This is a genomic window from Streptomyces olindensis, from assembly GCF_040645895.1.
GTDB lineage: Bacteria > Actinomycetota > Actinomycetes > Streptomycetales > Streptomycetaceae > Streptomyces > Streptomyces olindensis.
In genome coordinates, this window is record NZ_JBEYZD010000035.1 from 1 (window position 1) to 16899 (window position 16899).

Consider the following 16899-nt stretch of genomic DNA (forward strand, 5'->3'; position numbering starts at 1 on the left):
CGCCTCCTGAGGAGGCGCCCGGTCCGGCCTACGTCTTGAAGGCACCGAAGTCGATCGCGGCCAGACGCTCCGGGTCCAGCAGGATCTGGATCTGCGAGATCCGGTTCCGCCGTACGGCGAAGCCCATGACGGACACCGGTACGCCGTCCCGGTCGACCAGGACGCCGGGGGTGCCGTTGACGAGCACGGGGGTCACCGTCACATCGGGCCGGCGGAACAGCGCGGCCCGCTCCGCCACGGGGCCGGCCCCGTGGATCACGGCCGAGGCGGAGGCGAGCGCGAGGCCGCCGTCCGCGCGGAGTTCGACATCCGGGTCCAGCACGGCCACCAGTCCGTCGAGATCGCCGCCCCGCGCCGCGGCGAAGAACGCGTCCACCAGCACACGCCGCGTCGCGTGGTCGCCGGCGGAGTCCGTCTCGTGGGCGCCCTGCACCCGGCGGCGCGCCCGGCTGGCCAGCTGGCGGGTCGCCACCGTCGTACGCCCGACGACGGCCGCGATCTCGTCGAAGGTCAGATGGAACATGTCGTGCAGCACGAAGGCCACCCGCTCGGCGGGGGCGAGCGTATCCAGCACGATCAGCAGCGCGAGGCTGACCGAGTCGCTCAGGACCGCCTCGTCCTCGGGGCCGTGGGACGGTTCGCGAACGACGACGGGATCCGGCAGGTGCACGCCGACCGGGTCTTCCGGGCGCGCGGCGCGTGACCGGAGGACGTTCAGGCAGACACGGCTGATCACGGTGGTCAGCCAGGCGGGGAGGTTCTCCACCTCGCCCGCGTCGCTGCGGCTGAGTCTGATCCAGGTGTCCTGAACGGCGTCCTCCGCCTCGGCGTGCGAGCCGAGCATCCGGTAGGCGACGGTCCTCAGATGCGGCCGTAAGTGTTCGAACCGCTCCGCCAGCCGATCGTGTTCCTGCACCGGTCACACTCCTCGGTCGTCACGGGTCATCACTAGTGGGCGGCTAGCCGACCCCACGACTGTGGACCCGACTAGGAGCACGAATGATCAATTTTTCATTGCGTATCACACGTATCTCGGGGAGGAGGTGACATGAACCGCTCTCTTACCGAATTCTGGCGTCGGCGTCTGACCTTGTTCGCGATGTGCATGGCGACGTTCATGACGTCTCTCGACCTGACCATCGTGAACGTGGCGCTGCCCTCGATGCAGAGCGAACTGCACATGAGCGCCGCCGAGCTGGAGTGGGTGATCAGCGCCTATTCGCTGAGCCTGGCCGCGATCATCCCGGCCAGCGGGGCGCTCGGTGACCGGTACGGCCGCAAGCGGGTCTTCCTGACCGGAATGGTCGTCTTCGTGATCGGTGTGATCGCCTGCGCCGTCGCCTGGAACGCGGCCTCGCTCGTCGCCTTCCGCGCCGTGCAGGGCGTCGGGGGCGCGGCGATGCTCGCCCTGGGGCTGTCGATCATCACGGAGACCTATCCGCAGGAGCAGCGGGCCGGCGCGATCGGGGCCTGGGCGGCCATCGGAGGGACGGGGTTCGGCGCCGGGCCCGTCGGTGGGGGCATCCTGCTCACGTTCTTCGGCTGGCCGTCCGTGTTCTGGATCAACCTGCCCTTCGCCGCCCTGGGCATCGTGTGCACGGTCGTGGCGGTCCGGGAGTCGCGCAACCCCCGGGCGCGCCGGCTCGACGTACCGGGGATGCTGCTCAGCTCCCTGGGTCTGGTCTGCCTCACGCTCGGCTTCGTCGAGTCGTCCGACCGCTCCTGGAGCGCGCCCCTCGTGGCCGTGCCCCTGGCGGCCGGCGCGGTCCTGCTGCTCACGTTCTTCTGGTGGGAGCGCCGTGCCCCGCACGCCATGCTGCCGCCGGCGCTGCTGCGGGCGCGGAGCTTCGTGAGCGCCTCGGGCATCTACCTGCTCGCCTACGGCGGGATGAGCGGCGCGCTGTTCTGGGTCACCCTGTACTTCCAGAACGTGGCGGGCTGGTCGGTGCTGCGCACGGGGCTGTCGTGGCTGTTCATGAACATCCCGTTCCTGGCCATGGCGCAGTTCGGCGGGCGGCTCGACTCGCGCTTCCGGGCCTCGTCGGTGGCGACCTGGGGGATCCTGGTGGCCGCGGTCGGCGTGTTCCTGCTCAGCCGGGCGGGGACCACCTCCTTCGCGGTCAGCGCCCTCGGGTACGTGCTGTACGGCGGAGGGTTCGGCACGTTCGTGCCCGCGGTGACCCATGTGGCCATGCGCGACGTGCCCCCCGGCGTCTCCGGCGCCGCTTCCGGCGTCCTGAACGCGTCACGGCAGATCGGCTCGTCCGTGTGTCTCGCGGTGCTCGGCACCGTGGGCGTCAACGCGACCGTCTCCGCCTGGCAGGGCAAGGTGTCCGGACTGGACGGCACGCGCCACGCCGCGGCTCTCGGGCAGTCGCACGACGTGGGCGGTGGACGCGTGCTCGCGGTGGTGCGCGAGCTCGGGGAACCGTTCCGCCGGCCCGCCGTCGACGCCTTCCTGCACGGCTACCAGCTGGCCGTCGCCATCGCCGCGGCCTGCACTGCCGTGGCGGCGGGCCTCGCCTGGACCGGGTTCAGGCAGCGGACGGGCCGGGCGCGGGCGGGGGAGCGACCGGCCCCGCCCGTCGAGGAGCGCGAGGCCACGGTGACCGGGGACGGACCCCGTCGACGGAGTCGGTGATCCAGATACGAGTGCCCCGAGGCCACGCCTCGGGGCACAGGCTTCGCCGAACCCGGAAGTGCGGCACCCACAGCACAAGGCAAGGCATCACGTTGCCTGTTTGGCATGGGGAGAAACTCATGAGCAAAGGCGTCAAATTAATACGCTGGCCCATCGAAGCCGACACGCGAAACGACTGCAGAAAAGCCGGAATTCCCCGCCTGCTGGTCGTGGAGGCCGGCAATGACGCTCCCGTCTGTGTCGACCCCACGGAGGACTGGATCAGAGCGCCCGCCCCTCGCCGCGATGTGGAGGCGCGCATCCAGGCACTGGCCCAGCGCGCCTACGGGCGAAAGGTCCCGACCGTCGACTCCACCGGCATCCTGTACTTCGGCACCGGCTCGGTGGCCATCTCCATGACCCAGATCGGCATCATGGAGCAGTTCGTCACCCACTACGGCGAAGTGGTCTATCGCTCGGAGCTGGAGCAGCAGGTGGTCAAGGCCACCGGGAAGATCTCCAGAAACGCCCTCGACCTGCAGATCATGAGACTGCGCCGCCGCATCGCCGTTCTCGGCCTCAGCATCCAGACCGTCTGGGGCCGGGGATACCTCCTCGAGGCCGACTCCGCCTGACGCGGCGCCGAGCCGTCCGACGGCAGGGGCCGGTCACCCGGCCGGTGCCGCCCTGTGCCCTCTGCCCGTCCGCCACCCGGGCAGAGGGCGTCCGTTTTGGTCATTCCGCCTTCTCCTCATCGGCTGCGCGTCACACGGCCCGTGATGCACGGGTCATGAGTACGACGGACCGCGAACCGGAAAGGTGACCGATGGACCAGCGCCAATTCCTGGCCGACTGCTTCGAGGAGAACCGCAGGGACCTGCTCGGACTCTCCTACCGCATGCTCGGCTCCCGGGAGGAAGCGGAAGACGCGGTGCAGGAGACCTGGCTGCGGCTGGACCGCGCCGACACGTCGGAGGTACGGAACCTGCCGGGCTGGCTGCGCACGGTCGCCTCCCGGGTCTGCCTGGACATGCTGCGCAGTCGGCACGGGGGACGCGAGGAGCACTGGAGCGGCGACCTCACGCCGCCCATCGCGGCCCCCGAGGACGGCAACCCCGAACACGAGGCGCTGGAAGCCGAATCCGTCGGCCTGGCGCTCCGCGTCGTCCTCAACACTCTCAGCCCCGCCGAACGGGTCGCGTTCGTTCTGCACGACATGTTCGGCGTGCCGTTCGACGAGATCGGCGGGATCCTGGACCGCAGCCGGGCGACCGCCAAGAAGCTGGCCAGCCGGGCCCGGCACAAGGTGCGTGCGCCCCGGGAACGCAACCCGGTGGAGACGGACCGGCACCGCGAGGTCGTGGCGGCCTTTCTGGTCGCCGCGCGCACCGGGGACACCGGGATCATCGCCGCACGCCTCGCGCCGGACGTGGTGCGGCGCGCCGACGCGGCCGCCCTGCCCCCGGGCCGCCCCGGCACAGCGCACGGTGCCACCGCGGTCGCGTGTGAGATCAGCCGGTTCGGCAGTGCGGCACGGCACGCCGAGCCCGCGCTGATAGACGGTCGCGTCGGCCTGCTCGTGGCGCCCGGCGGACGGCTGCGGCTGGCCATTCGCTTCCGCATCGACGGCGGCCTGGTCAAGGAATACGAGCTGGTCGCCGACCCCGCCCGGCTCCGGCGTCTGAGCCTCAGGCTGCTGCCCGGGCGCTGAGCCCGACCGGACGCCGTCTCGGTCCCGCGGGGTGGGCGCGGGCGGCCTCCGAGAGCGTCTTTCGCAAATCTTTTTCCCCGGCGGGACCCGGCCGCGGCCCGTGCAACAGTCTGCGTGCAACGTCCAAGGATCTGGCCGCACCCACCAGGACGGGATTCATGATCGAGGACATAGTGATCGTTGGCGGCGGCACGGCCGGCTGGATGACCGCCACCTACCTCAAGGCGAGCTTCGGCGACCGACTGACCGTCACGCTCGTGGAGTCGAAGGCCGTTTCGACGATCGGCGTCGGAGAAGCCACCTTCAGCACGGTCCGGAACTTCTTCCGGCACCTGGGGCTGACCGAACCGGAGTGGATGCCCCGCTGCCACGCCTCCTACAAGCTGGCCATCCGGTTCGAGGACTGGAGGGCGAAAGGCCACAACTTCTACCACCCCTTCGAGCGACCCCGCGTCGTCGACGGCGTCCCGCTGGCCGACTGGTGGCTCCACGACGGCCCCAGCGACCGCTTCGACCGGGACTGCTCGGTGCTGGCCGCCCTGTGCGACGCCCAGCGCTCGCCCCGCCATCTCCACGGAGGCCTGTTCGAGGAGGTCTTCGAGGCCGGGGAGGCCCGGGACATGGCCCGCGCGATCCCCGAGGGGCAGGGGACGCAGTTCCCGTACGCCTACCACTTCGACGCCACCCTGCTCGCCCGGTTCCTCAGCGAGTACGGGGTGGAACGCGGGGTGCGGCACGTCCAGGACGACGTTCTCGACGTGCGTCTCGACGGCGACGGCCACATCCGCGACGTGCTGACGAAGGACCACGGCGCGATCGGCGGTGACCTGTTCGTCGACTGCACCGGTTTCCGCGGACTGCTGTTGAACAAGGCGCTGGGCGTGCCGTTCATCTCGTACCAGGAGTCCCTGCCCAACGACAGCGCGGTGGCCCTGCGCGTTCCCGTGGACGTGGAGACCAGGGGCATGCGGCCCTGCACGACGGCCACGGCACAGGACGCCGGCTGGATCTGGACCATCCCGCTGCTCGACCGGATCGGCACCGGATACGTCTACTCCAGCGCGTACACCACACCGGAGGAGGCGGAACGCACGCTGCGCGCCTTCGTCGGACCGGAGGCCGCGGAACTGTCGGCCAACCACATCAGGATGCGGATCGGCCGCAGCGCCGAGTCCTGGGTGAAGAACTGCGTCGCCATCGGCCTGTCGAGCGGCTTCGTCGAGCCGCTGGAGTCCACCGGGATCTTCTTCATCCAGAACGCTGTGGAACAGTTGGTCAAACGCTTCCCCGGCACCCGTGACGACGAGCCGCTGCGCCGGTCCTACAACCGCCAGGTCGGCGACGTCATGGACGGTGTGCGGGAGTTCCTCTTCCTGCACTACTACGCCGCGGCCCGGTCGGACAACGAGTACTGGCGGGACGCGAAGACCCGGGCGATGCCCGACGGCCTGGCCGAGCGCCTCGAACAGTGGCGTACCGCGCTGCCGGACGAGAACTCCGTCTTCCCGCGCTTCCACGGCTTCGAACCGTACTCGTACACCGCCATGATCCTGGGCCTCGGCGGGCTGCCGGTCCGGTCACTGCCCGCTCTGCGCATGCTCGACCCGAGCGCCGCGCGCCGGGAGTTCCGGAACGTCCGCGCCCAGGCCGCGACGCTGATCGACCGGCTGCCCGGACAGTACGAGTACCTCGTCCACCAGGCCGCCGGGTTCGACGACGCCACGGCCGGCCGCCTCGTGAGCAGCAGCTGACGGCCCGCCAGGAGGTGCCTCCCCCATGCCCATACCCATGGCGGGGGCCGACGGCCGCACCGCGGCCGAGCCGGTCTCCGCAACCGCGTTCCGAACCCTGATGGCGGCCTTCCCGGCCGGAGTCGCGGTGGTGACCGCCGCCGACGACAGCGGACGGCAGCACGGCATGACCTGCACCGCGGTCTCCAGCGTCTCGGTCAGCCCGCCGACGCTGCTGGTGTGCATGCAGCGCTCCAGCCGCACCCTCGCCGTCCTCAACCGGACGGGCAGCTTCGCCGTGAACCTGCTCGGCGACCAGGCCCGCCCGGTCGCGGAGCTGTTCGCCGGCCGGTGCCCGGACCGCTTCGAGCACGTGTCGTGGACCGCCCGGCCGGGCTGTGCGGGACCCCATCTCGACCAGGACGCCCACTCCATCGCGGACTGCCGGGTCACCGGTTCGGTGGCCGTCGCCGACCACGTCGTCGTGCTCGGCGAGGTCTTCCGGGTCACCACGGACCAGGACGCGCGGCCGCGCCCGCTGGTCTACGGCATGCGCGAGTACTGGTCCTTCGGCCACCCGGGCGCAGCGCCGGAGCGCTGTGCTCTCACGACAGCCGCTCCATCGGACTCGGACACGGAGGCGTCGCGATGACGGACTACGGGATCTCGCTGCTGCCGGACACACAGCCGCAGCAGCGCAGCGCCAAGGACTACTACACCAATCTGCTGACGGTGTCGGAGCTGGCCGAGGACCTCGGCCTCGACTACGTCAAGATGACCGAGCACTATCTGCACCCCTACGGCGGCTACTGCCCCGACCCGCTCGCCTTCCTGTCCGCCGTCGCGGCACGCACCAGCAGGGTCCGGCTGATGACCGGGGGCATCCAGGCCTCCTTCCACCACCCGATCCAGCTGGCGGCGCGCACCGCGCAACTCGACGCGCTCAGCGGCGGAAGGCTGGACGTCGGTTTCGCGCGTGCCTTCCTGCCGTACGAGTTCGACGCCTTCGGCATCGACATGGACAGCAGCACGGACCGCTTCCGGGCCACCGTGGACGCCGTGGTCAGGCTGTGGACGCAGGCCGACGCCGGCGAGAACACCCCGTTCTTCCGCTACGAGGGCGCGCACTCCCTGCCGCTGCCCACCCAGGACCCGCATCCCCCGGTGTGGGCCGCCGCGCTCCTCACCCGTTCCAGCTTCGAGTGGATCGGGGACTCCGGGTACAACCTCCTGATCGCCTCCGCGCCCAGCCGCGAGCAGGTGGGCCAGGTCCGGGAGATGATCGAGCTGTACCGCAGCAGGTTCGCCGCGGCACCCGGCAACCAGGGGAAGCGACCCCGCGTCGCCATCAGCGTCGCGCTGTACCTGGCCGACTCCGACGAGGAGGCGGCGGAGCAGGGCACCGCCGCGCTGCGCCGGCACTGGGACACGTTCAGCTCGGCCGCCGACGCGTGGCGCAGCCGCACGTCCACCTCGTACCAGGGCTACCGAGAGGCCGTGGTGGACAAGCACCGGACCGGCCCGAGCGAGGCCGCGGGCCTCGCGGTGATCGGCTCGCCCCGCACCGCGGTCGAGCAACTGCGGCAGATCGAACGGGAACTGGGGACGGACATCGTCCTGTTCCAGCTCGACTACGGCCAGCAGCCGCTGGAGACCATGGAGCGCAGCCTGAAGCTCTTCGCGTCCGAGGTCCGCCCCCACCTGGGCGGGACGCGATGACCGGGAGGCCGGCCGGCCGCACGCTGCCCGAGCTGTTCGAGGCGCAGGCGGTGCGCAGCCCGGACGGGCCGGCCGTGCTGTACAAGGACACCTCGCTGACCTACGGCGCGCTCAACGAGCGGGCCAACCGGCTGGCCCGGCTGCTGATCGACCGGGGCGTGGGCCCGGACCACCTCGTGGCGCTGGCCCTGCCCCGCTCTCCCGAGCTGGTGGTTGCCGTGCTGGCGATCCTCAAGGCGGGCGGCGCCTACCTGCCCCTCGACCCCCGCTATCCCGTGGCCCGCAAGGCGTTCATGGTCCAGGACGCGGCCCCCCGGCTGCTCGTGCGCGCGGGAGCGGGGCGGCCCGATGGGACGGACCTGGAGGAGGTGGTCCTCGACTCCGAGGCATGCGCCGCGGCCTGCTCCCGGTACAGCGGCGCGAACGTGCGGCAGGACGAGCGCCGGGAGCCGCTGTCGGACCTCCACCTGATGTACGTGATCTACACCTCCGGTTCCACCGGGACACCGAAAGGCGTGGCGGTCACCCACGAGGGCGTCGCGGACCTGGTCGCCACTCAGGCGGACCGGTTCCGGCCCGCTCCCGGCGACCGGGTCCTGGCCTGGGCCTCGATCAGCTTCGACGCGGGATTCTGGGACATCGCGCTCGCCCTCCTGCACGGGGCCACCCTCGTGCTGGCCGACGACGAGGACCTGCTGCCGGGTGACACCTTGCACGAGACCCTGGTCACGTACGAGATCGACCACGCGGTGCTGCCGCCGGCCGCGCTCAGCGTCACGGACAGCAGGGGAGTGCTGCCGGGCGGCACGATCATGTCGACCGGCGATGCCTGCACCCCGGCTCTGGTGCGTGACTGGGCAGCGGGGAGGCGCATGTTCAACGGCTACGGCCCCACCGAGGTGACCGTCGGCTGCACCATCGCCGGCCCGATCACCGAGGCGGACGGTGTCGGCATCGGCGTCCCGTGGACCGGCGGCCGGGTCCATGTGCTGGACGAGGACCTGCGCCCCGTGCCCGACGGCGAGGAGGGCGAGCTGTACCTGGCCGGCTCCGGGCTGGCCCGCGGCTACGTGGGCCGTCCGGGGCTCACCGCCGCGCGGTTCCTGCCCGACCCCTTCGGCCCCCCGGGCAGCCGCATGTACCGCTCCGGCGACCGCGGCCGACGTGACGCCGACGGCCGTTTCCACTTCACCGGGCGGGCCGACGGGCAGGTCAAACTACGCGGTTTCCGCGTGGAACTCGGTGAGATCGAGGCCGTTCTCACCCGGCAGCCCGACGTCGATCTCGCCGTGGTCGTCGTCGAGGGAGAACTCGCCGACGCGCGGCTGGCCGCCCACCTCACCGCCCGCCCCGGCGCCACCGTCGACCCCGTGGACCTGCGGACGCGACTGGCCACCGCACTGCCGGAGTTCATGGTGCCGACGCGCATCGCGGTGCACGACACCTTCCCGACGCTGCCCAACGGGAAGATCGACCGAAGCTCCCTGGCCGGCCGGAACGGCACCGCGGCGCGGGAGCGGCCCGCCGCGGCCCTGAAGCCGGACTCGCCAGAAGACCGGCTGTACGACACGGTCGCCCGGCTGCTCGGCCTGCCGAAGGCCGACCCCGAAGCCAACTTCTTCGACCTCGGCGGCAATTCCCTCCTGGCCGGCCGGCTGATCGGCTCGCTGCGCGAGGAACTGGGGGTCCGCGTGCCCATACGGGCCGTGCTCGCGGCGCGCGATCTGCGGGAGATCGCCCGGTCCCTGAACGGGTGACACACCAAGGACGGCCGCACGGCGGACCGCGCACCCGGTGCGGCAAGAAAGGGAGAATTCCGTGACTGACGTGACCGAACGGTTGACCCACTTCCCGATCCTGAAGGATCCGGCCTGCCCCTTCGATCCCGCGCCCGCCCTGCGCGAGCTCGACGACCCGGTCCGGGTCGAGCTCTGGGACGGCAGCACTCCGTGGCTGATCACCGGGTACGAGCTCGGACGCAGGCTCCTGGTCGATCCACGGGTCAGCGCAGACTCCACCAGGCCCGGCTATCCGCACTTCGACCTGGGCAGTCGCGAGCGGCGCAAGGACGGACGCTCGTTCGTGGCCCTCGACGACCCCGAGCACGCCCGCCAACGGCGCATGGTCTCCTCGCCGTTCGCCATCCGGAACATCGAGGCGCTCAGGGACGACGTCACCGACATCGTCGACGGGCTCATCGACGACCTGCTCGCCGGCCCCAACCCCGCCGATCTGGTCAGCCGGTTCGCCTTCCCCACCTCCACCCAGGTCATCTGCCGGATGCTCGGTGTGCCCTACGCCGACCACGAGTTCTTCCAGGAGCAGAGCACCCTGATGCTGCACCGGGACAGCTCGCCCGAGCGGGTGGTGGGGGCCCAGGAGGCGCTGCGCGGCTACCTCAGGGAACTGATCGACCGCCGGCACAAGGAGCCCGCGGACGGCCTGATCTCCTCGGTGATCGAAACCCAGGTGCGCACCGGCGCGCTGAGCCCCGAGCAGCTGTCCTACATCTCCATGACACTGCTGGTCGCCGGGCTGGAGACGACCGGCAACATGATCGCCCTGGGCACGGTCGCCCTGCTGCGCAACCCCGAGCAGATGGCGCTCCTGCGGGAGACCGAGGACCAGAAGGTGATCAACGGTGCCGTCGACGAGCTGCTCCGCTACCTCAACATCTCGCATTCCGGCCGCCGGCGCGTGGCCTTGGAGGACATCACCATCGGGGACGTCACCATCCGGGCCGGGGACGGGATCGTCCTCGCCAGCGAACTGGCCAACCGGGACCCGGAGCACTTCCCCGACCCCGACCGCCTGGACATCACCCGGGACGCCCAGCACCACCTGGCCTTCGGTTTCGGCCCCCACCACTGCCTCGGCCGCCCACTCGCCACCCTCGAACTGCAGGTCGTGTACGGCACGCTCTACCGGCGCATTCCCACGCTGCGCCTCGCCATCGACTTCGCCGACGTCCCGTTCAAGTACGACGGCGTGGCCTACGGCGTCCGTGAGCTACCCGTGTCCTGGTAGCCGGACCGCGTGTCCGCTCTGTCTCAGGAGGACCAGTCATGCACGTCTCGCGTACGTCCGCTCCGGTGGCGGGCAGCGGCATCGTGGTGGTCGGGGCCGGGCTGGCCGGTCCCGTCGCCGCGATGTACCTGGCCCGGCGTTTCGGCCGGGTCACCGTACTGGAACGGCGCGGGGACCCCCGGCACCTGCCGGCCGGGCAGGGCCGGTCGCTGATGGTGATCCTGTCGGAACGCGGGTGGCGGGTGCTGCGCGAACTCGGCCTGGAGGAGGCCGTGCGGCGGATCTGCGTTCCGCTCGCGGCCCGGTGCGGCCACCTGCCGGACGGCAGCACCGTGGTGACCCCCTACAGCCGGGACGGGGCGCCGATCTGGGCGGTCGAACGGTACCGGCTGCACTGCCTCCTGCTGGACGCCGCCGAGGCCGAACCGGGGGTGCGGCTCCATTTCGAGCGGCCGGTCCGCGCCGTCGACCCGGAGGAACCGAAGCTGCTGGTGGGGGCGGGCACCTCCGAGCGCTGGATCCCCTGCCGGCATGTCCTCGGCTGCGACGGCGTCCACTCCGCGGTACGGGCCGCCCTGGTCGCCCGGGGCGCTCGGGAGCGGGTGAGCACCCTGGAGCTGGCCTATCAGGAGATCGTCCTGGACCTGCCCTCCTGCGATCGCGGGCTCATGCACTACTGGCCGGCCGGTGACGCGCTCTTCGGGGCCTTCCCGCTGGCCTCCTCACCGCGCTTCGCGGGTTCGGTGTTCTTCCGGCGGGAGGGCCCCCGCCCCTCCTACGCGGCCGCGGTGGACGGGCCGGCTCTGGCCCGGCAGTTCGCCGAGACCTTTCCCGGGCTGGCGGCCGGCATCCCGGACCTGCGCGAGCAGTTGGCGACCAAGCCGGTCTCCGCCGTGCGGCTCACCCGCTGCGACAGATGGGTCCTGGGCGGCACGGCGGCGCTCGTCGGTGACTCCTGCCATGCCATGGCCCCCTTCATGGGGCAGGGCATGAACTGCGCTTTCGAGGACGTCCGCACGCTCGTGAGCTGCCTGGACCGCGAGCAGGACTGGGAGCGGGCGTTCACGGCGTACGAGCGGATCCGCAGGCGCGACGCCGACGCGATCACGGACATCTCCTACCAGCACTACCGGACGATGTCCCGGCTGCCGGACCCCCGGCACGAGGCCGAGGAAGCCGTCGCCCGGCGGCTGGTCGCCCTGATGCCCCACCGGTTCGTCCCCCTCTACGAGCGCTGTGCGTTCAGCGAGGAGAGCTACAGTTCGGCGCTCGCCGAGGAACGCCGCCTGCGTGCACTGGCCCGGCGGATCCTCAGCCGTCACGGCCCCGCCGCCGATCTGCCCGACGCGCACCTGCGCGCCTGCGTCACACAGGAAGAGAATGCCGGGAGGGCATCGTGATATTGGTCGTCTTCAGGTCGCGTTTCTCCGAGCAGGTCGACGAGACGTACGGAACGACGGAAGATCACCTCGCCGAAAAAGTGCGGGAGATGGCCGGTGACGATCTCGTCCATCTCAAGAACTACGAGGCGGAGGACGGCGAGCGCCTGGCTCTGGTGTGGTGGCGGAACCCCGACACGCTGGAGAAATGGCGCAACGACCCCGAGCACCAGGACGCCCAGCGGCTCGGTCGTGACAAGTGGTACGAGTTCTTCGAGCTGAGCGTCGCCGAGGTCGTCCGCACCAGCTCCAGCGTGGCGCCCGAGCAGTACCCGGCCCCGTGAGGGCCGCGGTGCCCCTCACAGGGCGGCGAGCACCGCGCGCGTCACCTCCTGCGTGCCCAGTGAGCCTCCCAGGTCCGGAGTGACCCGCCCGGCCGCGATCGACCCGGCGACCGCCGCGTCGATCGCGGCCGCCTGGGCGTCGTGTCCCAGATGCCGCAGCAGCAAGCCGGCCGTGAGCAGGCACGCGAAGGGGTTCGCGACGCCCTTCCCCGCGATGTCCGGGGCAGAGCCGTGCACCGGCTCGAACATCCCGAAGCCCGTCTCGGGGTTGAGACTCGCCGACGGCGCCAGGCCGAGACCGCCGGCCAGCGCGGCCGCGAGGTCGCTGAGGATGTCGCCGTGGGAGTTGCTCGCCACGATCACGTCGAAGCGGTCCGGCTCGGTGACGAGCTTCATCGCGGCGGCATCGATGTAGAGATGCCGGGCGGCCGTCCCGGAATGACGCTCGGCGGCCCGCCGCCAGCACTCCTGCCACAGGCGTCCGCCGGCCCGCACCGCGTTGGCCTTGTCCACGAGGCACACCTCGCGGCGGGCCGTGGAGAACGCGAAGTCCATGATCCTGGAGACGCCGTGCCGGGTGTTGACGTCGGCGTCGATCGCCACCTCCTGGGGCGACGACGTACGGAGGTTCCCGCCGATGCCGCTGTAGAGCCCCTCGGTGTTCTCACGGACGATCACGCAGTCCACCGCGCGGTGTTCAGGGTCCCGCAGCGGGCTGAGCCGGTCGTGCCACAGCCGGACCGGTCGGCAGTTGGCGTACAGGTCGAAGCTGTGCCGCAGCGGCAGCAGGACACCGCGCACGTAGTCGGTGTCCTCCAGGTCGGGCTGTCCGATGGCCCCGAGGAGGACCGCGGAACTCGCGGACACGCGGGCCAGGTCGGCTTCGCTCAGCGCCAGGCCCTCGCGGCGATATCGGTCCGCGCCGACGTGGTCGAGGACGTCGACGGACAGACCGGTGTCCAGCGCGTCCAGGACCTGGAGCGCGCATTCGACGACCTCGGGACCGATGCCGTCGCCGGGGATGACGGTGATGGAAGCCAACGGGTCACCTCGCCAGAGCCGGAAAAGGGAGCACGCGCCGGCCGCTGGAAGACGACGGTCCGGCGCGCGGCCAGGCTAGACACCTGTCGTTGGCCGCCCTCCGGTTCTGTCACGGTTCATTCAGCCGGACAGGAGTCCCGGGGACGCCCCCGCGAGAAGCCGCAGGTCAGTTCGTCTGGCCTGCGGCTTCTTTCGTTTGGGGCAGGTCCGGGACCGCCACCCCCCGCACCCGCAACGCCCACGGCGCCGCCGCCCCGGTCACCGCGAACAGGGTGCCCAGGACGAGCCAGCCCTCCCGGGGGTGGGGGCCGAGGCAGAGGACCGCTATCAGGGCCGGGGCCACCGCCGTCGCCGCGCCGCGGCCCAGGGAGAAGAAGCCCTGGTACTGGCCGTGCATGCCCTCGGGGGCCAGGTTGAAGCTCAGGCCGAACGAGCCCGCCGACAGCCACAGTTCGCCGAAGGTGAGCGCCGCCGCGAACAGCAGGAGCAGCACCGTCGCCGGCCAGCCGCCCAGCCCGCCGGTGAACGCGACCAGCGCGCACGCGGCCAACAGGGCGATCCCGGAGTTGCGGCACATGCGGGCGGCCCGGTGGTCGTCCTCGGCGCCGCGGCTGAAGCGGATCTGCAGGCAGATCACCATCACCGTGTTGACGGCGACGATGCCCGACACCAGGACCGGCGGCGCCTCGGTGTGCTCGAGCACCCACAGCGGCACGGCGAACGACAACACCTGTGCCTGCAGGGACAGCACCCCGCAGATCAGGGTGACGACGGCGTACCGCCGGTCGCGCAGGACCTGCCAGCCGGAACCGGTGGGCGCCGCCTTCCCGGCCGGTGCCGTGCGGGTCTCGCGCGCCCGCAGCCACCGCAGCGGCAGCGCCGCCGCCGGGTAGGTCAGCGCCGTGCACCACAGCAGGGCCATGTACCCGGCCTCGGTGTCGGCCTGGATGACCAGCGCCGAGGCCGCCGCGCCGAGGGTGATGCCGATGTTGGTCACCACCCGCAGGTAGGCCCGCAGCCGCACCCTCCCCCACGCTCGGACGCCCTCGCGCGGGGGATCCCCCACGGCGCCCTCCCCGACCGTGGCGACCAGCGCGCCGCGGGCCGCGGTGCTGCCCTGCTCGGCGAGGAGGAAGACCAGGATCAGCGCGAGGAACGCCGGGAAGGCGCGGGCGAAGGCCAGCGCGGCCATCGTGGCGAACTGGACGCCGAGCAGGACGGTGTACGTGCGCCGGGGGCCGAACCTGTCCGCCAGCCTGCCCAGCGGTACGGCACCGGCCAGCGCCACGATCCCGGCGACGGTGAGGCCGGTGGCCACCTGGTGGACGGGCAGGCCGGCCACTCGGGTGAAGTACAGGGTGCTGGTCGTCAGATAGAGCCCGCTGCCGACCGTCTTCAGCAGCCAGGACAGGGCGAGCAGCCGGGGCTCGCCGGGAGGGGGCAGAGCGGCGTCGAGCAGGGCGCGCGTCCGGCTCCGGGCGGAGGTGCTCATGCCGCGGGGACCGCCATCTCGTGCAGCCGGGCGATGAACGCCTCCGCGGCCGCCTCGTCCGCGGCGGTGAAGTACGCCTCCAGACGCCCGGGACTGGCGCACTCCTCCGGCGTCAGCACCTCCAGCACACCGGGCACCGCCAGGACCCGCTCGCGCAGGCCGGGCAGCGCGGGCAGCCGGGTGCGGCCGACCGTCTCGGGGCGCGGGGCGTGGTCGGGACGGCTGGGCCGCTCGCCGGTCGAGACCCGGACGAACTCCTCCCACAGGTCCACTCCGAAGGCGTGCCACCACATCCGGGAGATGCCCATGCCGCCCGGCCGCACGGCCACTTCGCCGATGACCGGTCCGTCCTGCGTGCGGAACACCTCCAGGTGCGTCACCCCGGCCGGCAGGCCGAGCGCGGCGACCACCCGGTCGTGGAGGTCCAGCACGTCCCGCGAGAACGGGTCCGTCTGGTCGGCGATGTACCCGCTGTTCAGGTTCGGCGAGGTGCGCAGCGGAGGGAGGAAGTAGCGGGAGACGGCCGCGCGGGCCACCTCGCCGTCGTGGACGACGCCGTCGCAGTGGTACTCGTGCGTGAACCGCACCAGGCGCTCCACCTGGACGGGCAGTCGCTGCTCCGCGAGGTCGGCGAAGTCGCCGGCCCGGTGCCGTGCGGCGAACTCCTCGGGGGAGTCGACCCGGTAGGTGCACTTCGAGGCGGAGCCGAACACCGGCTTGATCATGACGGGCCAGCCGGTCCGCTCGGCCGCCCGGGGCACGTCGTCGACCGTGGCGGCCTGGGCGTGTTCCGTCACCGGGAGACCGGCGGCGCGCAGCCTGTCCTTCATCGCCCGCTTGTGGGCGCCCCACAGGGACGCGTCGAAGCCGGGCCCGGGCACCCCGAGCAGCGCACGGACCAGACCGGCCGCGACGACGCTCTTCTCGGTGGCCGCGACGACGTGGTCGACCGGCCCGTGCGCGGCGAGTTCGTACGCCGCCTGCTCGACCTGCGTCAGGTCGGCGAAGCTGTCGACGTACGCCACCTCGTGCCCCCGGTACAGGTCGGCGTAGACCTTGCGGGTCATGACGCGGACCGTCACGTCCGGGCGGCGGGCCAGGGCCTGGAGGACCTCGGGCTTGTCCGAGTTGAGCAGGAGTACCTGCCGGGTCACTTGATCTCCGTAGGGGGTGAGGCGTGGTGGTAGGTGACGGTGGCGGCCGCCTCGTCGACGACGGCCCAGGCGGGGGAGGGGCCGCGGTCCGGGGCGCAGCCGGTGACGGAGCCCACGTTGATCACGTAGCGGCCGTCCGGTGCGAGCGGGACCGGCTCCCCGAACCGTACGGGCAGGCGCTCCACCCGCACCGGGCCGGTGCCGTCGGGCCACAGCCGGTACAGGGCACTGCGGTGGTGGTGCCCGTGCACCAGCGCCCGCCCGGGGAAGTCCGCGTCGGCCGGGCACCACAGCCCCGGCTCCAGTTCGCGCCAGGGCAGCGGGTGGCCGTGGCAGTACAGCGCGAAGTCGGTGCGGTGCTCCAGCGGTGCGTCGAGCAGCGGGCGGCTCCAGTCGGGCAGGCGGTGGTCGGGCACGAGGGCCCGGATCCGTTCCTCCTGGTTGCCCCGCACCAGCCGTACTCCGTCCAGGAGCCGGGCGAGTTCGGGGTCCGGCTCGAAGACGTCGGTGAGCCGGCCGTCGAACTCGTACCCGGCGACCTCGCCTTTCCCGACGCGGCACTCGAAGACGTCGCCGAGGCAGACCACGCGGTCCACCCCCTGCGCGCGGATGCCCCGCAGAACGGCACGCAGCCGTGCGGTGTCCCCGTGGATGTCGGTCACGACGGCGTGGCGCACCGCTC

15 protein-coding genes are annotated in these 16899 nt (G+C 71.8%); 10 read left to right on the plus strand and 5 right to left on the minus strand.

Going from position 1 to position 16899, the window contains the following annotated elements; translation table 11 throughout:
• Positions 1–28: 28 nt before the first annotated feature.
• Positions 29–916: an RNA polymerase sigma factor SigJ gene (sigJ, locus tag ABZ948_RS22625; RefSeq protein ID WP_359762206.1), complete on the minus strand. Its 888-nt coding sequence runs from the start codon at positions 914–916 to the stop codon at positions 29–31.
• A gap of 132 nt (positions 917–1048) precedes the next feature.
• Between sigJ and ABZ948_RS22630 the strand changes: the two genes are divergently transcribed.
• The 10 genes from ABZ948_RS22630 to ABZ948_RS22675 all read left to right on the plus strand — a co-directional run bounded on the left by ABZ948_RS22630 (position 1049) and on the right by ABZ948_RS22675 (position 12530).
• Complete coding sequence (locus ABZ948_RS22630; RefSeq protein WP_359762208.1) at positions 1049–2641, plus strand: MFS transporter; 1593 nt, start codon at positions 1049–1051, stop codon at positions 2639–2641.
• A gap of 119 nt (positions 2642–2760) precedes the next feature.
• On the plus strand, positions 2761–3255 hold the full coding sequence (locus tag ABZ948_RS22635) for a winged helix-turn-helix domain-containing protein (protein ID WP_359762210.1): 495 nt from the start codon (positions 2761–2763) through the stop codon (positions 3253–3255).
• A gap of 191 nt (positions 3256–3446) precedes the next feature.
• Positions 3447–4331, plus strand: coding sequence for a sigma-70 family RNA polymerase sigma factor (locus ABZ948_RS22640; RefSeq protein WP_359762212.1), 885 nt, complete (start codon positions 3447–3449; stop codon positions 4329–4331).
• A 158-nt stretch (positions 4332–4489) separates the two neighbouring features.
• Positions 4490–6082, plus strand: coding sequence for a tryptophan halogenase family protein (locus tag ABZ948_RS22645; RefSeq protein ID WP_359762214.1), 1593 nt, complete (start codon positions 4490–4492; stop codon positions 6080–6082).
• A 25-nt stretch (positions 6083–6107) separates the two neighbouring features.
• Positions 6108–6713, plus strand: coding sequence for a flavin reductase family protein (locus ABZ948_RS22650; protein ID WP_359762216.1), 606 nt, complete (start codon positions 6108–6110; stop codon positions 6711–6713).
• Entirely contained in the window at positions 6710–7780 is a 1071-nt protein-coding gene (locus ABZ948_RS22655) for an LLM class flavin-dependent oxidoreductase (RefSeq protein WP_359762218.1), read from the plus strand. The genes ABZ948_RS22650 and ABZ948_RS22655 overlap by 4 nt, the downstream gene beginning before the upstream one ends.
• Positions 7777–9537, plus strand: coding sequence for a non-ribosomal peptide synthetase (locus ABZ948_RS22660; RefSeq protein WP_359762220.1), 1761 nt, complete (start codon positions 7777–7779; stop codon positions 9535–9537). The genes ABZ948_RS22655 and ABZ948_RS22660 overlap by 4 nt, the downstream gene beginning before the upstream one ends.
• 61 nt (positions 9538–9598) lie before the next feature.
• Positions 9599–10807 carry a cytochrome P450 gene (locus ABZ948_RS22665; RefSeq protein ID WP_359762222.1) on the plus strand — a complete coding sequence of 403 codons (1209 nt, stop codon included), beginning with the start codon at positions 9599–9601 and terminating at the stop codon, positions 10805–10807.
• Between the two features lie 38 nt (positions 10808–10845).
• Positions 10846–12207: an FAD-dependent oxidoreductase gene (locus tag ABZ948_RS22670; protein WP_359762224.1), complete on the plus strand. Its 1362-nt coding sequence runs from the start codon at positions 10846–10848 to the stop codon at positions 12205–12207.
• Positions 12204–12530 carry an antibiotic biosynthesis monooxygenase family protein gene (locus ABZ948_RS22675; protein ID WP_359762226.1) on the plus strand — a complete coding sequence of 109 codons (327 nt, stop codon included), beginning with the start codon at positions 12204–12206 and terminating at the stop codon, positions 12528–12530. Before ABZ948_RS22670 ends, ABZ948_RS22675 begins: the two co-directional genes overlap by 4 nt.
• A 15-nt stretch (positions 12531–12545) precedes the next feature.
• Here the strand turns inward: ABZ948_RS22675 and ABZ948_RS22680 are convergent, their stop codons facing one another.
• The 4 genes from ABZ948_RS22680 to ABZ948_RS22695 all read right to left on the minus strand — a co-directional run bounded on the left by ABZ948_RS22680 (position 12546) and on the right by ABZ948_RS22695 (position 16894).
• On the minus strand, positions 12546–13571 hold the full coding sequence (locus ABZ948_RS22680) for an isocitrate/isopropylmalate dehydrogenase family protein (protein ID WP_359762227.1): 1026 nt from the start codon (positions 13569–13571) through the stop codon (positions 12546–12548).
• Between the two features lie 166 nt (positions 13572–13737).
• Positions 13738–15063, minus strand: a complete 1326-nt coding sequence (locus ABZ948_RS22685; protein WP_359762229.1) for an MFS transporter — start codon at positions 15061–15063, stop codon at positions 13738–13740.
• Entirely contained in the window at positions 15060–16217 is a 1158-nt protein-coding gene (locus ABZ948_RS22690; protein ID WP_359762231.1) for an ATP-grasp domain-containing protein, read from the minus strand. The genes ABZ948_RS22685 and ABZ948_RS22690 overlap by 4 nt, the downstream gene beginning before the upstream one ends.
• On the minus strand, positions 16214–16894 hold the full coding sequence (locus ABZ948_RS22695; protein ID WP_359762233.1) for a metallophosphoesterase family protein: 681 nt from the start codon (positions 16892–16894) through the stop codon (positions 16214–16216). The genes ABZ948_RS22690 and ABZ948_RS22695 overlap by 4 nt, the downstream gene beginning before the upstream one ends.
• Positions 16895–16899: the final 5 nt, after the last annotated feature.

What these genes read in the sequence shown, in the direction of transcription:
- ABZ948_RS22630 (WP_359762208.1), top strand. Translation starts at nt 1,049, where the DNA reads ATGAACCGCTCTCTTACCGAATTCTGGCGTCGGCGTCTGACCTTGTTC.
- ABZ948_RS22635 (WP_359762210.1), top strand. Translation starts at nt 2,761, where the DNA reads ATGAGCAAAGGCGTCAAATTAATACGCTGGCCCATCGAAGCCGACACG.
- ABZ948_RS22640 (WP_359762212.1), top strand. Translation starts at nt 3,447, where the DNA reads ATGGACCAGCGCCAATTCCTGGCCGACTGCTTCGAGGAGAACCGCAGG.
- ABZ948_RS22645 (WP_359762214.1), top strand. Translation starts at nt 4,490, where the DNA reads ATGATCGAGGACATAGTGATCGTTGGCGGCGGCACGGCCGGCTGGATG.
- ABZ948_RS22650 (WP_359762216.1), top strand. Translation starts at nt 6,108, where the DNA reads ATGCCCATACCCATGGCGGGGGCCGACGGCCGCACCGCGGCCGAGCCG.
- ABZ948_RS22655 (WP_359762218.1), top strand. Translation starts at nt 6,710, where the DNA reads ATGACGGACTACGGGATCTCGCTGCTGCCGGACACACAGCCGCAGCAG.
- ABZ948_RS22660 (WP_359762220.1), top strand. Translation starts at nt 7,777, where the DNA reads ATGACCGGGAGGCCGGCCGGCCGCACGCTGCCCGAGCTGTTCGAGGCG.
- ABZ948_RS22670 (WP_359762224.1), top strand. Translation starts at nt 10,846, where the DNA reads ATGCACGTCTCGCGTACGTCCGCTCCGGTGGCGGGCAGCGGCATCGTG.
- ABZ948_RS22685 (WP_359762229.1), bottom strand. Translation starts at nt 15,063, where the DNA reads ATGAGCACCTCCGCCCGGAGCCGGACGCGCGCCCTGCTCGACGCCGCT.